The organism is Streptomyces sp. NBC_00435, from assembly GCF_036014235.1.
Taxonomy (GTDB): Bacteria; Actinomycetota; Actinomycetes; order Streptomycetales; family Streptomycetaceae; genus Streptomyces.
This window is the reverse complement of the sequence record NZ_CP107924.1, coordinates 6,847,481-6,862,607: the sequence shown is the minus strand read 5'-3', so window position 1 is coordinate 6,862,607 and position 15,127 is coordinate 6,847,481. Positions and strand designations below refer to the sequence as shown.

General features: G+C 70.4%; 10 protein-coding genes. 1 reads left to right on the top strand and 9 read right to left on the bottom strand.

The genetic code is table 11. From position 1 onward, the window contains the following. Window positions 1–47 precede the first annotated feature (47 nt). From OG389_RS30965 to OG389_RS30950, 4 genes are all read right to left on the bottom strand, one after another. Entirely contained in the window at window positions 48–1,706 is a 1,659-nt protein-coding gene (locus OG389_RS30965; RefSeq protein WP_328301801.1) for a bifunctional aspartate transaminase/aspartate 4-decarboxylase, read from the bottom strand. A gap of 44 nt (window positions 1,707–1,750) precedes the next feature. After that, window positions 1,751–3,454, bottom strand: a complete 1,704-nt coding sequence (aspT, locus tag OG389_RS30960; protein WP_328301799.1) for an aspartate-alanine antiporter — start codon at window positions 3,452–3,454, stop codon at window positions 1,751–1,753. Between the two features lie 24 nt (window positions 3,455–3,478). Beyond that, complete coding sequence (gene aspT, locus OG389_RS30955; protein ID WP_328301797.1) at window positions 3,479–5,161, bottom strand: aspartate-alanine antiporter; 1,683 nt, start codon at window positions 5,159–5,161, stop codon at window positions 3,479–3,481. Window positions 5,162–5,282: 121 nt separating this feature from the next. Continuing rightward, the gene (locus tag OG389_RS30950) at window positions 5,283–7,163 is read right to left on the bottom strand and encodes an AMP-dependent synthetase/ligase (RefSeq protein ID WP_328301795.1); all 1,881 of its coding nucleotides are present in this window, start codon (window positions 7,161–7,163) and stop codon (window positions 5,283–5,285) included. A 120-nt stretch (window positions 7,164–7,283) separates the two neighbouring features. On the opposite strand from OG389_RS30950, the gene OG389_RS30945 reads away from it, so the two are divergent. After that, a complete protein-coding gene (locus OG389_RS30945; protein WP_328301793.1) occupies window positions 7,284–8,024 on the top strand; it encodes a MerR family transcriptional regulator in 741 nt (246 codons plus the stop codon). A gap of 166 nt (window positions 8,025–8,190) precedes the next feature. On the opposite strand, the gene OG389_RS30940 is transcribed toward OG389_RS30945, so the two are convergent. The 5 genes from OG389_RS30940 to OG389_RS30920 form a co-directional block, all read right to left on the bottom strand. Next, window positions 8,191–10,362: a 3-hydroxyacyl-CoA dehydrogenase NAD-binding domain-containing protein gene (locus tag OG389_RS30940; RefSeq protein WP_328301790.1), complete on the bottom strand. Its 2,172-nt coding sequence runs from the start codon at window positions 10,360–10,362 to the stop codon at window positions 8,191–8,193. Window positions 10,363–10,407: 45 nt separating this feature from the next. Beyond that, a complete protein-coding gene (locus OG389_RS30935; protein WP_328301788.1) occupies window positions 10,408–11,622 on the bottom strand; it encodes an acetyl-CoA C-acetyltransferase in 1,215 nt (404 codons plus the stop codon). A gap of 84 nt (window positions 11,623–11,706) precedes the next feature. Next, window positions 11,707–12,849: an acyl-CoA dehydrogenase family protein gene (locus OG389_RS30930; RefSeq protein WP_328301786.1), complete on the bottom strand. Its 1,143-nt coding sequence runs from the start codon at window positions 12,847–12,849 to the stop codon at window positions 11,707–11,709. A gap of 8 nt (window positions 12,850–12,857) precedes the next feature. Then, window positions 12,858–13,883 carry an LLM class F420-dependent oxidoreductase gene (locus OG389_RS30925; RefSeq protein WP_328301784.1) on the bottom strand — a complete coding sequence of 342 codons (1,026 nt, stop codon included), beginning with the start codon at window positions 13,881–13,883 and terminating at the stop codon, window positions 12,858–12,860. Next, window positions 13,883–15,034 carry a CaiB/BaiF CoA transferase family protein gene (locus tag OG389_RS30920; protein ID WP_328301782.1) on the bottom strand — a complete coding sequence of 384 codons (1,152 nt, stop codon included), beginning with the start codon at window positions 15,032–15,034 and terminating at the stop codon, window positions 13,883–13,885. The genes OG389_RS30925 and OG389_RS30920 overlap by 1 nt, the downstream gene beginning before the upstream one ends. Between the last annotated feature and the right edge of the window lie 93 nt (window positions 15,035–15,127).

Sequence of the window (15,127 nt, the reverse complement as noted above, 5' to 3'; positions counted from 1 at the left end):
CCCCGGGGTCTCTCGTCGAACTCCCGTCTGCCGCGCGACGACTGGCCCTAGCCGGCCGCCTTCGAGCGCTCCCACTCGCTCGCGTAGTCGTTGAAGATCGCCCTCAGGTGGTGGCCGATCTTCAGGTAGTCCAGGTCGTCGAGGTTGGCCAGCGAGACGCGCACCGACCACTGCGGGCCGTCGAAGCCGCCGCCGTTGAGCAGGACCACCGAGGTCTGCTCGGCCAGGCGGAACAGCGGGTCGACGGGCTCGTAGTTCTTCTCCAGGAAGTCCGCGAAGTCCTTGCCGTGGACCCGCTCCGCCTCGGCCAGCAGGTCGAGCTCGATGTAGTACCCGGCCCGCTTGTCGTCCTCGGAGATCTTCATCTGGGCGCCCTCCAGCAACAGGTCGAGCCTGCGGTGGACGATCTGCCGGATGCGCTCCTTGTACGCCTGGCCCTCCTCCAGCATGTCGAAGAGCGAGAAGAGCGTCATCATCGTCTGCTGCGGAAGCGACAGGCCGGCCGTGTGGTTGAGGGCCACCGACCGGGAGTCCGCGACGAGCCGGTCGATGAAGCGGATCTTCTCCGGCTCCAGGGTGAGCGTGCCGTACCGCTTGGCGAGCCGGTCCTTCTGGTCCTGGGGGAAGCCCGCGATCATCGCGTCGATGACGTTGTCGTCGTGCAGGCCGATGACGCCGAGCCGCCAACCGGTGCAGCCGTAGTGCTTGGAGTACGAGTACACGAGCAGGGTGTTGCGCGGCAGGTCGGCGGCGATCGAGCGGAAGCCGGGCACGAAGGTGCCGTACACGTCGTCCGTGACGATCAGCAGGTTCGGGTTGCTGGTGGCGACGATGTCCCTGATCTGGTTCGCCACCCGGTCGCTCAGGGCCAGCGAGGGCGGGTTGCTCGGGTTGACCAGGCAGACGAGCTTCACGGAGGGGTCGGCCAGCTTGGCGACCTCTTCCTCGGGGTAACGCCACTGCCGCACCCCGCTCTCCGCGAACAGGCTCGCGGAGACGTTGACCACCTCGAACTCGAACGTGTCGAGCTCGGGGATCTCGATGTACGGGGTGAACACCGGGGTCAGCAGGGCGATCTTGTCCCCCTTTCGCAGGATCCCGTTCTTCATCAGCGAGTCGAAGATGTAGCACATGGCGGCCGTGCCGCCCTCGGTCGCGAACAGCGACAGTTCGTTGCCCTGCGGCGGCCTCCTGTCGAACATCTCGTCAGCGACGTAGCCGCGCACGATCTGCTCCGTGTGCTTCAACATCCGGTCCGGGACCGGGTAGTTGTCGCCGGTGATGGAGTCGGTGAGCTCGTGCACGAAGGCGTCCGTGTCGAACGGCCAGCGCGAGAGGGCGTACTGGACGCAGGCGGACAGCATCTCCACGCCCGGCAGGTCGGGGTGGCGCCGGGCCCAGGAGTCGAACCGCTCCCCGATGCCCTTCTTCTCCGGCATTCCGCCGAGGTTGTCGGCGGTCCACACCCGCCGGGACTCCTCGAGCGCGAAGTAGCCCAGCGCGTAGAAGGCCTCGCGCGGCCCGGTGGCGATCCAGTTCGGGTTCCCGCGGCCCGCGTTGAGCATGGCGCGCGCGGTGGTGTCCTTCTGGCCCGGCTTGTCGGCCTGGGCGGCGGTGGCGAGCTGGATGAACTTGTCCTTCAGCTCGAACGGGCTGAGCTGCGCGAAGGACTGGATCTCCTCGCGGCTGAAAGTGGTCTCCGGCACGGTGGTTCGTTCCTTTGGGTCGAGGGACGTTCGGTCGGGGGCGTTCAGTGGTTGAGGAGGACGATGACGGCGCCCCAGATGGTCAGCAGGACGTTGCTGATCGCGTAGGGGATCGTGTAACCGAGCGTCGGCACCTGTGATTTGGACGTTTCGTTGACCGCCCCGATCGCCGCCGTGGTGGTCTGGCCGCCGGCCAGTACGCCCATCAGGATCGGGAAGCGGATCTTCTGGACGTGGTGGCCCACGAGGAAGCCGACCAGCAGCGGGATCAGCGTGATGACCGCGCCCCAGAGCAGCAGCCCCCAGCCGGCGGTGGCGAGCCCGCTGGTGAAGCTCGGCCCGGCGTTGAGCCCGACGACCGCGATGAACAGGCACAGCCCCAAGGTGTCCATGAACCACTGGGCGCCGGGCGGGACGTTGCCGTAGGTCGGGTACCTGCCCCGGATCCAGCCGAAGACGAGACCCATGATGAGCGCGCCGCCCGAGGTGGACAGCGAGATCGGGACCCCGCCCGCGGTGAGCGCCGGGATGCCGAGGCAGCCGCCGAGGAAGATGCCGAGGCCCACCCAGATCATGTCGGTGGCGAAGCTGGTCGGGACGGGCTTGCCGATGGCTCTGCCCGCGGGGTCCACCAGGCGCTTGGGGCCGGAGAGGATCAGGGTGTCGCCGCGCTCCAGCTGGGTGGAGAGCCGGTACGGGAACTCCGCGCCGGAGCGGAAGAGTTTGTCGATGTAGACCCCGACCATGAAGGGCTCGGCGCGCAGTTCCGCGATGCTCTTGCCCAGCTGCGCCTTCTCCGAGGCGACCACGTGCAGGTTCTCGGTCTGGTAGCCGAGGAGTTCGACGTCGTCGGTCTCGGGACCGATGTGCGTGCGGGCGTCGAATTCCACGAGGGAACCGCGCAGGGCGCTGACGGCGACGACATCGCCTTCGACCAGTACGGTCTGCTGGGTGTGGTCGATGATCTTCCCGTCCCGCCGGATCCGGGTGAGGTAGATGCGGTGGCCCAGCTCCTTCTGCTGGTTCTCGAAGTCGTCGATGGTCCGCCCGACGAGATCGGGCCGCTGGATGGTGTACGCCCTCAGGACGATCTCGTAGTACCCCTCGTGCAGGTCGGGGTTGTCGGCGGGCGCGTCGAGCTCCTCGGCGAGTTTGGCGCTCTCGGCGGCCAGGTCGCGGCGGTAGAGCCGGGGCAGCACGTTGGCGAGGAGCATCGCGCACAGGATGGTGCCGAGCGGGTAGGTGACCGCGTACCCGACCGCGACCAGGTTCTGCTGCTCCGTGACCTGGTCCGCGCTGAGCCCGGGCAGGTTGCCGATCGCGTCCTGTGCGACGCCGATGACGGCGGACTGGGTGAGTGCGCCGCCGAGCAGTCCGGCGCTGAGCCCCGGACCGTAGCCGAGCATCACGGCGAAACCCCAGGAGACGAGCAGGCCGGTGACGCAGACGATCACGGCGTTGAGGACCTGTGGCAGGCCGTCCTTCTTCAGGCCGCGGAAGAACTGCGGGCCCACCTTGTAGCCGAGGGCGAAGAGGAACATCGTGAAGAAGAGGTTCTTCACGGTCCCGTCGACGGTGATCTTGAACTGGGCCCCGAAGACCAGGCCCACGACGAGGCAGCCGGTGACGGCGCCCAGGCCGATGGCCTTCCAGCGCAGCTTCCCGACGAGGAAGCCGAAGGCGACGGTGATGAAGACCAGCAGTTCGGGATGGGGTTTGAAGATGTTCCGGCTGAGGAAGTCGATCATGCGGATACCCGTCCTGGTGGGGGGTCAGGCCCCGAGGATGCCGACGAGGATCGGCCCGGTGAGGGGGAGCAGGAAGTTGGACAGGGCGTAGGTGATCGTGTAGCCGAGCATCGGCACCGAGCTCTGGGCGACCTGCGTCACCGAGGTGATGGCGGGCGTGGAGCACTGCTGTCCGGCGATGGCGCCGATCAGCAGCGGCTTCTCGATCTTCAAGAATTTGCGTCCGACGAGCAGCGAGAGCGTGGCCGGTACGAGGACCATGGCGATCCCGGCGAACGGGAGCAGGGCCCCGTACTCCTTGAGCAGCGGCCAGGCCTGCGGGCCCGAGGTCAGCCCGGTGCAGGCGATGAAGACCGCCAGCCCCATGTCCTTGATGGTGGTGGCGGCTTGCGGCGGGAAGGCGCCGAAGGTCTGCCGGCGGGAGCGGAACCAGCCGAAGAGCAGACCGGAGATCAGGCAGCCGCCGCCGGTGCCGAGCGAGAGCGGGACCCCGCCGAGGCGGACCACGAGCTGGCCGATGAGCGAGCCGAGCGCGATGCCGAGACCGAGGTAGATGAAGTCGGTGGCGTCGTTCCTGGCGACCGTGCCGATCTTCGCGACGATCCGGTCCAGGCCCGAGCGGGCGCCCACGAGGGTGACGACGTCTCCGCGTTCGACGACGGTCTCTCCGTTGGCCGGGAGGTGCTGTTCGCCGCGGAGCACGTCGGTCACGTACACGCCGCTGCGGGCGAAGTCCGGGTATTCGCCGCGGATCTCGTCCAGCGTCTTCCCGGCGACCACCGGATCGGTCATCGCGACCTGGCTGGTGGCGAGCGGGGTGTCCACACCGGGGATGCCGGGGGTCTCGGGGCCGATGGCCCGGCCCGCCGCGATGGCGTCGGAGCGCCGGCCGACGACGAGGACGAGGTCGGAGAGGGTGAGCTCGAGTTCCGGGGTGGGGGTGAGGTTCCTGGAGCCACGCCTGACGGCCTCCACGGTCACCCCGCCGCCGAACGCCGATTCCAGGTCTCCGACGGTGCGGCCGTCGGCGAGCGTGACCAGGTGGGTCCGCCCTACCAGGCCGGGCAGCGCCTCGCGCTCGTCGCTCTCCAGGGCGCCGCCGCCACCTCCGCGCATCTTCTCCCACAGCGCGCGCGAGGCGTCCCGCAGGTTGATCCGGAGCAGCATCGGCATGATCTGGCTGGTGTAGATGACGATGGTGACCAGGCCGAAGAGGTAACAGACGGTGTACGCGGTGGCCACGTGGCCCTGGTACGTGGAGATCTGGTCCGCGGTCAGGTCCGGGAGCTTGCCGATGGCCTCGGTGGCGGTCCCGACGACGGCGGATTCGGTGGCCGCGCCGGCGAGGATGCCCGAGGCGGTGCCGACGTCGAGGTCGAAGGTCTTGGCGAGCACGTAGGCGAGGCCGAGCACGCTGACGAGCTCGATGAGACAGAGCGCGAAGAAGCGCATGCTCCTGCGGTTGAGGTTGGCGAAGAACTGCGGTCCAGCCATGTAGCCGAGCGCGAAGATGAAGAGTGCGAAGAAGATCGTCTTCACATCGGCGTCGATCTCGATCTTGGCCCAGGCGCCGAGCAGCAGCGAGACGATCAGCGTGCCGCAGATACCGCCGAGGGTGATCGGGCCGACACGCAGTTTGCCGACGAGGTAGCCGACGGCGAGACAGAGGAACAGGGCGAGCTCGGGATGGTCACGCAGTACACCCACGGGCGCTCACCCCGACTTGCCGGGCGAGGGGACGAATACGACATATATACACATCCCCTCACCCTGTCCCGGTGAGCGCCCGGCCGCTCACCGGGACGGGGCCGTCCGGGTGACTCTGTCCTTACGGGGCCTGGTGCGGCTCCGAACGCGACTCCGGGGAGGGTTCCGGGCGGGAGGCCACGGACGACTCCGCGTACAGGCCCTCGATCAGCTCCCCGTACTTCTCCCGGACCACCCGGCGGCGCAGCTTCAGCGACGGGGTCAGCTCCCCCGTCTCCGGGCCCCATTCCCCGGGCAGCAGCCGGTAGCGCTTGATCTGCTCGGTGCGGTTGAGCCGTGCGTTGGCGGCCCCGACAGCGCGGGCGATCTCCTCCCGTACGGCCGGGTGCTCGGCGAGCTCAGCGGGGGTGCGGGCCTCGATCCCGTGGGCCTCGGCCCAGGCCGGGGCCAGTTCGGGGTCCAGGACGAGGAGGGCGACGAGGTAGGAGCGGCCGTCGCCGTGCACCAGTGCCTGCCCGATCAGCGGGTGCTCCTTGACGGTGTTCTCCACCAGGGCCGGCGAAACGTTCTTGCCGTTCGAGGTGATGATCAGTTCCTTCTTGCGGTCGGTCAGCCACAGGAACCCGTCCCCGTCGACGCGCCCGATGTCCCCCGTCGGGAACCAGCCCTCACCGTCGCAGGCGCTCTCCACCGACCCGTCCGCCAGCAGGTAGCCGCCGAAGACCGTCTCCCCACGCGTGAAGATCTCCCCGTCCGCGCCGATCCGCAGCTCCAGCCCCTCGATCGGACGGCCGACCGAGCCCAGCCGGAAGCCGTCCGGGCTGTTGACCGTGCACACACCGGAGGTCTCGGTCAGCCCCCACGCGTCCATGATGGTGATCCCCCAGCCCGCCCAGAAGCGGACCACGTCGATCGGCATCGGCGCCGTGGCGCTGGCCGTCCACACCAGCCGGTCCATGCCCGCCAGCGTCAGCAAGGGGTCCAGCACCCGCTCCTTGGCCCGGCCGTACGAGGCTTCGAGCTCCGCCGGGACCTCCTCGCCCCGCTCCCGGTGCCCCGCACGCTCCCGCGCCAGGCCGTTCGCCGCCTCGATGGCGCGCTGCTGCTCCTGCGGAAGCCGCCCGAGCACCGCCCGTACGGAGGCGGCCAGCTTCTCCCACACCCGCGGCACCCCGAAGAACTGCACCGGACGCAGCTCGCGCACCGCGGCGGACACGGCGGCCGGGTCGGCGCACAGCCGGACGTGGGCGGCCCGCAGGAGCGGGAGATAGATGCCGAGGATCCGCTCCGCGATGTGCGCGAAGGGCAGGTAGCAGATGTGCTCGGCGTGCTCCGGCAGCTCGATGTGCCGGTCCAGCCGCAGGGACTGGAGCAGGATGTTGCGGTGGGTCAGGCGGACGCCCTTGGGGTCCCCGGTGGTGCCCGAGGTGTAGACGACGGTCAGCGGGTCCCCGGGCCGCGACTCCCGCCACGCCTTCTCGAAGGCCTCGGAGCGGTGCAGGTGGACCCCGCCGGCGTACAGGGAGGCGTAGGTGGAGTGCGGGCCCGCTTCAGAGGCCTCGGCCACCACGAGCCGTTCCAGCGGGAGCCCGGGATCGACCAGCAGCGGCTCCCACCGGGCCAGTTCCCGGGCTCCCTCGACCACGGCGAGCCGGGCCCGGCTGTGCCGGGCTATGTGGGCTATCTCCTCGGGCGCGGAGGTTCCGTACACGGTGACGGGCACGGCGCCGAGGTGCACGAGGGCGAGGTCGGTGAGCCAGTGCTCCGGGCGGTTGCCCATCATCAGCAGCACGTGCTCGCCGCGCTCGACGCCCGCGGCGGCGTAGCCGGCGGCGAGGACGGCCACCTTGCGGCGGACGTCCGACCAGCTGAGGGTGGACCAGCCTTCGCCCTCGCGCCACGAGAGGGCGGGAAGATCGCCGTGCTCGGCGGCGTTGCGCGCCAGCAGGGCGGGCAGGGTGAGCTCGTCGGAGGATGCGGGCAGTCGGAGTTTCGTGGTCATGGGCAGCTCCTGGCCGTTTCACATCGTTGGTGCGACAGCAATACTGTTGAACACGAGCTGTGTCGATCGAAACAGTGCTGATTCAAGGACGTGCTGATCAGTGAGCGAGGCGGAGAGCACATGACCACCCAGGCACCGGAGCCGTCGTCGCTCACCGTCGACGAGCTGGCGGCCAGGGCGGGTGTGACCGTCCGCACCGTACGGTTCTACAGCACCCGCGGGCTTTTGCCCCCTCCCGTGATCGGACCCCGTCGTGTGGGCCACTACGGGCCGGAACACCTGTCCCGGCTGGCGCTGATCGAGGAGTTGCAGCACCAGGGGATGACCCTGTCCGCCTGCCAGCGCTACCTCGACGCGCTCCCCGACGACCTGAGCGCCCACGACCTGGCGATCCACCGGGCACTGGTGGCGACCTGGGCGCCGGACGCGGCACTGGAGTCCTCGCTCGCGGAGCTGGAGAAGCGGGCCGGCCGGACGCTGACGGAAGGCGACTTGCGGCGGCTGACGGCGATGAACGTACTGGCCCCCACCCCGGAGGGGTTCCGGGTCGACGTGGGACTGCTGCGGCTCGGGGTCGCCCTGCTCGACGTACCGATCGCCCACGAGACGATCCTGGCCGCGCGACAGGTGCTGCTGGAGCACGCGCGGACGACGGCGCACCAGCTGACGGCCCTGTTCCGGGACGAGGTGTGGGGGCCGTTCACGGAGGGCGAGAGCGATCCGGAGCGGGTGGAGACCATGAAGGCGCTGTCCGCGCACATGCAGCCGATGGTGGTGCAGGCGCTGGTGACCGCCTTCCAGCGCTCGCTGAAGGAGGAGCTCCGGGCCGCCTTCGTCTCGGAAGCCGAGCCCGAACGGTAGGTCCGGGCCGTGGCGGCGGTCCACAACACCGCGGTGAAGCCCGGACTGACGGAGCCGCTCACGGCCCGGCCGCCGGCGCGGCCGTGGTAGGCGCGGCCGTGGTACGCGTCCCCACGCGGACCCGCGGTCCCGGGGCCCGCTCGCCCCGGGACCGCGCGGCGGCCGGTCAGTCCTCGTACTTCTCCCCGCGCCCGGCCTTCTCCACCAGGGAGGCCGGCGGGTCGAACCGCTCGCCGTACTGCTCGGCGAGCTCCCGGGCGCGGGCGACGAACCCGGCCAGGCCGCCCTCGTAGCCGTTGATGTACTGGATGACGCCACCGGTCCAGGCCGGGAAGCCGATGCCCATGATGGAACCGATGTTGGCATCGGCGTACGAGGTCAGGACGCCCTCGTCGAAACAGCGGACGGTGTCCAGCGCCTCGGAGAAGAGCATCCGCTCCTTCATGTCCCGGAAGGGGATCTCGTACCCGGGCTTGGTGAAGTGCTCCCGCAGCCCCGGCCAGATCCCGGCGCGCTTGCCGCTCTCGTCGTACGCGTAGAAACCGCCGCCGCCGCTGCGGCCGGGGCGCCCGAACTCGTCGACCATGCGGTCGATGACGGTGTCGGCGGGGTGCTCGGACCATGCCCGGCCCTCGGCCTCGAAGGCCTTGCGGGTCTCGTTGCGGATCTTGCGGGGCAGGGTGAGCGTCAGCTCGTCCATCAGGGAGAGCACCTTGGCGGGGTACCCGGCCTGCGCGGCCGCCTGCTCGACGGACGCGGGCTCGATGCCCTCGCCGACCATCGCGACGCCCTCGTTGATGAACTGGCCGATGACGCGCGAGGTGAAGAACCCGCGCGAGTCGTTGACCACGATCGGGGTCTTGCTGATCTGCCGTACGAGGTCGAAGGCGCGGGCGACGGCCTCGTCGCCGGTGCGCTCGCCCTTGATGATCTCGACCAGCGGCATCTTGTCGACGGGCGAGAAGAAGTGCAGCCCGATGAAGTCGGCGGGCCGCGAAACCCCTTCCGCGAGGCCCGTGATGGGCAGCGTGGAGGTGTTGGAGCAGAGCAGCGCGTCGGGCGTGAGGTACTCCTGGATCTCCTGGAACACCTTGTGCTTGAGGGCGGTGTCCTCGAAGACGGCCTCGATGACGGCGTCGCAGCCCGCCACATCGGCGGCCTCGGCGGTCGGGGTGATCCGGGCGAGCAGCTCGGCGCGCTTGGCCTCGGTCGTACGGCCGCGGGACAGCGCCTTGTCGAGGAGCTTCTCGGAGTACGCCTTGCCCTTGGCGGCGGCCTCGGGGGTGACGTCCTTGAGCACCACCTCGATGCCCGCGCGGGCGCAGGAGTAGGCGATGCCCGCGCCCATCATGCCGGCGCCGAGGACGGCGACCTTGCCGACCTTGCGGGGCTCCACGACCTGCGGACGGCTGCGGCCGGCGTTGACGGCCTGCAGGTCGAAGAAGAAGGCCTGGATCATGTTCTTGGCGGTCTGTCCGGTGACCAGCTCGGTGAAGTACCGGGCCTCGATGGTCAGCGCGGTCTCGAAGTCCACCTGGGCGCCTTCGACGGCGCAGGCCAGGATGTTGCGCGGCGCCGGGTAAGGGGCCCCGCTCAGCTGCTTCTTGAGGTTGGCCGGGAAGGCCGGGAGGTTGGCGGCGAACCGCGGGTTGGACGGGGTGCCGCCCGGGATCCGGTAGCCGGGGACGTCCCACGGCTGCTTCGACTCCGGGTTCGCGTCGATGAAGGCGTGCGCCTTGGCGAGCATCTCCTCGGGTGTGGCGGCCAGTTCGTGGACCAGACCGTTGTCCAGGGCGCGCTGGGGGTTGTACTGGGTCCCCTGCAGCAGCACCTTGAGCAGCGCGTCGGCGATGCCCATCAGGCGGACGGTTCGGGTGACGCCGCCGCCTGCCGGGAGCAGGCCGAGGGTGACCTCGGGCAGGCCGATCCGGGAGCCGGGGGCGTCCAGGGCCACGCGGTGGTGGGAGGCCAGGCAGATCTCGTAACCGCCGCCGAGGGCGGCGCCGTTGATGGCGGCGACCACGGGCTTGCCGAGGGTCTCGATGCGGCGCAGCGAGCTCTTGATCTGGGTGCCGGTGTCGAAGGCCAGCTGGGCGTCCTCGGGGCGCAGCCGGATCATGTCCTTGAGGTCGCCGCCCGCGAAGAAGGTCTTCTTGGCGGAGGTGAAGATGATGCCCCGGATGGAGTCCTTCTCGGCCTCGGCGCGTTCCGCGATCGCGGCGATGGAGTCCTTGAAGGCCTGGTTCATCGTGTTGGCGGACTGGTTGGGGTCGTCGAGGACCAGGGTGACGACGCCGGTCTCGTCCTGTTCCCAGCGGATCGTGGTGGACTCGCTCATGTTCGCTACTTCCGTGTCAGGGGTGGGATCAGGGTTCAGGACGGATCAGACGCGTTCGACGATGGTGGCGACGCCCATGCCGCCGCCGACGCAGAGGGTGACGAGCCCGTAGCGCTTGTCCTGGCGCTCCAGTTCGTCGACGACCGTGCCGAGCAGCATCGCGCCGGTGGCGCCGAGCGGGTGGCCGAGTGCGATGGCGCCGCCGTTGACGTTGACCTTGTCCAGGGAGATGCCCATGTCCTTGGCGAAGCGCAGCACGACGCCGGCGAAGGCCTCGTTCATCTCGATGAGGTCGATGTCGTCGATGGTCAGCCCGGCCTTGGCGAGGGCCTTGCGGGTGGCCGGGGCGGGGCCGGTGAGCATGATGGTGGGCTCGGAGCCGGAGACGGCGGCCGAGACGATCCGGGCGCGGGGCGTCAGGCCGTTGCGCTCTCCCGCCTCGCGGGTGCCGATGGCGACGAGCGCGGCGCCGTCGACGATGCCGGAGGAGTTGCCGGCGTGGTGCACGTGGTCGATCTTCTCGATCCAGTGGTACTTCTGCAGCGCGACGGCGTCGAAGCCGCCGAGTTCGCCGATGTCCGCGAAGGAGGGCTTCAGCCTGGCCAGGGTGTCGGCGGTGGTGCCGGGTCGGACGAACTCGTCGTGGTCCAGGACGACCAGGCCGTTGCGGTCGGTGACCGGGACGACCGACTTGGCGAAGCGGCCGTCCTTGATGGCCGCGGCGGCCCGCTCCTGCGACAGGGAGGCGTACTCGTCCACGTCACGGCGGGAGAATCCCTCGATCGTGGCGATCAGGTCGGCGCCGATGCCCTGCGGAACGAAGTCGGTGTCCCAGCCGGTCATCGGGTCGTTGAACCAGGCTCCGCCGTCCGAGGCCATCGGGACCCGGGACATCGACTCGACGCCACCCGCGAGGACCAGGTCCTCCCAGCCGGAGCGGACCTTCGCGGCGGCCAGGTTGACGGCTTCCAGACCGGAGGCGCAGAAGCGGTTCTCCTGGAGTCCGGCCACGGTGTCCGGGAGCCCGGCGGCGATGGCCGCGATCCGGGCGATGTCGGAGCCCTGGTCGCCGACCGGGCTGACGACTCCGAGCACGATGTCGTCGATGGTGGCGGGGTCCAGCCCGGGGTTGCGCTCGCGCAGGGCGTGGATGAGGCCGACGACCAGGTCGATCGGCTTGGTGCCGTGCAGGGAGCCATTGGCCTTGCCGCGTCCGCGCGGCGTGCGGATCGCGTCGTATACGTACGCTTCGGTGCTCACTGGTCAAGCCTTTCGGGGGTGCGGAGGGCGAGCTCGGGGAGGGAGGGGAAGGGGAAGGGAGGGTCGGAGCGGGGTGCGCGGGGGTCAGCCGAGCAGGGAACGCCCGATGATCTCCTTCATGATCTCGGTCGTGCCGCCGTAGATGGTCTGGATGCGGCCGTCGGTGAAGGCCCGGGCCACCCGGTACTCGGTCATGTAGCCGTAGCCGCCGTGCAGTTGCAGGCAGCGGTCGGCGACCCGCTTCTGGAGTTCGGTGGCCCACCACTTCGCCATCGAGGCGTGGACGTGGTCCAGCTCCCCGTTGGAGTGGTCGGTGATGCAGCGGTCGAGGAAGGTACGGGTGACCGCGCACTCGGTGGCCATCTCGGCGATCTCGAACCGGATGTGCTGGAGCTTGGAGAGCGGCCGTCCGAAGGCCTCGCGCTCCTTCACGTACCGCGTGGTGATCTCCAGCAGGTACTCGGCGGCGGCGATGCCCGCCATGGCGATGCCCATCCGCTCCTGCGCGAGGTTGGTCATCAGGTGGACGAAGGCACCGTTCAGCTCGCCGAGCAGGTTCTCCTTGGGCACGCGCACGTCGTTGAAGAACAGTTCGGCGGTGTCCTGGGCCTTCTGGCCGATCTTGTCGAGGTTGCGGCCGCGCTCGAAGCCCTCCGTGCCGCGTTCCACGACCAGCAGGGACATCCCGTGCGCCCCGCCCTCGGGGGTGGTCTTCGCGACCACGACCACCAGGTCGGCGAGGATGCCGTTGGAGATGAAGGTCTTCGAGCCGTTGAGCACCCAGTGGTCGCCCGCGTCCTCGGCGGTGGTCCGGATGCCCTGCAGGTCGGATCCCGCGCCCGGTTCGGTCATCGCGATGGCGGTGATGATCTCGCCGGAGCAGAACCCGGGCAGCCAGCGGCGCTTCTGCTCCTCGGTGGCCAGCGAGGTCAGGTAGGGGCCGATGATGTCGTTGTGCAGGCCGATCGCCAGTCCGGCGGCGCCCGCCCGGGTGAACTCCTCGGCGATCACCGCCGCGTACCGGAAGTCGGTGTTCCCGCCGCCCCCGTACTCCTCCGGGACGGCCAGGCCCAGCAGCCCCTGCCGGCCGGCGGCGCGCCAGGCCTCGCGGCTGACGATCCCGTCCTTCTCCCACTGCTCGTAGTGCGGCAGCACCTCCCTGGTGAGGAAGGTGCGGACGGTCTCGCGGAACGCCTCGTGGTCGGCGTCGAAGATGCGGCGTTGCATCGGGGCTCCTAAAGCCAGCTCTTGAGGGTTTCGATCGACTTGGCCGGTTCGGGCCCGACGGGCGTGACGTTGAGCATGGTCACTCCGGCGGCCCGGAAGGACTCGACGCGCTCGCGCACGTAACTCTCGGGTCCGCACAGCGTGGTGAGCTCGCACAGCTCGTCCGGTACGGCGGCCGCGGCGTCGCGCTTGTGCCCGGAGAGGTAGAGCTCCTGGATCCGGCGGGCGGCGTCCCCGTACCCGTAGGCGACGGCCAGGTCGTTGTAGAAGTTCTTGCCGACCGCGCCCATGCCCCCGACGTACAGGGCGATCTGCGGGCGCGCGAGGTCCCGTACGGCCGCCGCGTCCGCGCCGATGGCCAGCAGTCCGCCCGCCACCGTGCGCAGCGGGCCGAGCCCGGGCGCGCGCAGGGCCGTGCCCTCGGCGAGCGCGCTCCCCCACACCTCGCCGGCCTTCTCCGGCACGAAGAGCGTGGGCAGCCAGCCGTCCGCGACCTCGGCGGTCATCCGCACGTTGGCGGGCCCCAGCGCGGCCACGTAGACGGGGATGTCCGCGCGGACCGGGCGGGTCAGCATCTTCAGCGGCTTGCCGTGCCGGCCGCCCTTGTCCGCCGGCAGCGGCATGTCGGTGATGCCGTGGTGGTCGATGGTCTCGCGGCGCCAGATGCGCCGGCACAGTTCGACCGTCTCGCGGGTCCGGCCGATCGGCCTGTCGTACGGCTTCCCGTGCCAGCCCTCGACCACCTGCGGGCCCGAGGCACCGAGTCCCAGCAGCGCCCGGCCGCCGGACATCGCGTCGAGGCCGGCGGCGGTCTGGGCGATGAGCGCGGGGGTGCGCGAGTAGACGTTGAGGATGGCCGAGCCGATCTTCATCCGCTCGGTGCGGGCGGCCAGGTACCCCATGATCGTCGGGGCGTCGAAACCCCATGCCTCGGCGACCCACACCGCGTCGAGCCCGGCGGCCTCCAGGTCTGCCGCCGCGTCCGCTGCCCGGCGCGGGTCCCCGGAGTAGTCCAGCATCATCGAGAGCTCCATCAGCCCTCCTTCCCCAGCAACGCCGGTACGTCCCAGTCCGCCGCGACGGACTCGGTGTGCGCGCCCGGCAGCGCGGGGCCGCCCACGGCGGCCGCCGGGGTGGCGGAGAAGCGGGGTGCGGGGGCGGGCTGGGTGATCCCGGCGGCCTCGACGAAGGTGCCCCGGGCCGCGAGGTGGGGGTGGTGCGGTGCCTCGCGCAGCGAGAGCACGGGCGCCACGCAGGCGTCGGTCCCCTCGAAGACGGCCGTCCACTCCTCGCGGGTACGGGACCTGAAGCGCTCGGCGACGGCCTCGCGGAGCTCGCCCCAGCGGGCCAGGTCCTTGCGGGCGGGGGCCTGGTCCTTGATGCCGAGGAGCTCCACGAAGGTGTCGTAGAACTGCTGCTCCAGCGCGCCGACCGCCATGTGGCCGCCGTCGGAGGTCTCGTAGGTGCCGTAGAAGGGGCAGCCGCCGTCGAGGAGGTTGGCGCCGCGCCGGTCCTGCCAGCCGCCGGCCGCGAGCATGCCGTGGATCATCGCCGTGAGGTGGGCGGTCCCGTCGACGATCGCCGCGTCGACGACCTGGCCCGCGCCTCCCGGGGTGCGGGCGTGCTGGAGGGCGGCGAGGACGCCGATGACGAGGTACAGCGAGCCGCCCGCGTAGTCCCCCACCAGGTTGGCGGGGACGGCAGGGGGCTCGCCCGGGTTGCCGATCATCCCGAGGGCGCCGGTGACGGCGATGTACGCGATGTCGTGCCCGGCGGTGTGGGCGAGCGGGCCTTCCTGGCCCCAGCCGGTCATCCGGCCGTAGACGAGCCGCGGATTGCGGGCGTGGCAGTCGGCCGGGCCGACGCCGAGACGTTCGGCGACCCCGGGACGGAAGCCCTCGATGAGCACGTCGGCGCGCTCGACGAGGTCCAGGACGCGGGTCGGGCCGTCGGCGGACTTCAGGTCGACGAGGACGGAACGCTTGCTCCGGTTGGTGATGTCGTAGGCCGGGTTCACCGCGAGGCCGCCACCGCCGGGCCGGTCCACACGGACGACGTCGGCCCCCAGGTCGGCGAGGAGCATGGCGGCGAACGGGCCCGGCCCGATGCCCGCCAGCTCCACGACGCGCACGCCCGCGAGCGGGCCGCCGCCGCCGCCACCGGGCACGTTCCCTGTCACTGCCATCGAGCCCCCAGCATCCGGTGTCACCACTGCCGCCACTGTGTGACACAACTGATGTAACACCAGTGATGCTAGGAACCTGTTCCACTCAGCACA

Bases quoted from the DNA above. Each gene is read 5' to 3' on its own strand.
- OG389_RS30930 (WP_328301786.1), bottom strand. From the start codon at position 12,849: ATGCAACGCCGCATCTTCGACGCCGACCACGAGGCGTTCCGCGAGACC.
- OG389_RS30925 (WP_328301784.1), bottom strand. From the start codon at position 13,883: ATGGAGCTCTCGATGATGCTGGACTACTCCGGGGACCCGCGCCGGGCA.
- OG389_RS30940 (WP_328301790.1), bottom strand. From the start codon at position 10,362: ATGAGCGAGTCCACCACGATCCGCTGGGAACAGGACGAGACCGGCGTC.
- OG389_RS30920 (WP_328301782.1), bottom strand. From the start codon at position 15,034: ATGGCAGTGACAGGGAACGTGCCCGGTGGCGGCGGCGGCGGCCCGCTC.
- OG389_RS30950 (WP_328301795.1), bottom strand. From the start codon at position 7,163: ATGACCACGAAACTCCGACTGCCCGCATCCTCCGACGAGCTCACCCTG.
- OG389_RS30945 (WP_328301793.1), top strand. From the start codon at position 7,284: ATGACCACCCAGGCACCGGAGCCGTCGTCGCTCACCGTCGACGAGCTG.
- aspT (WP_328301799.1), bottom strand. From the start codon at position 3,454: ATGATCGACTTCCTCAGCCGGAACATCTTCAAACCCCATCCCGAACTG.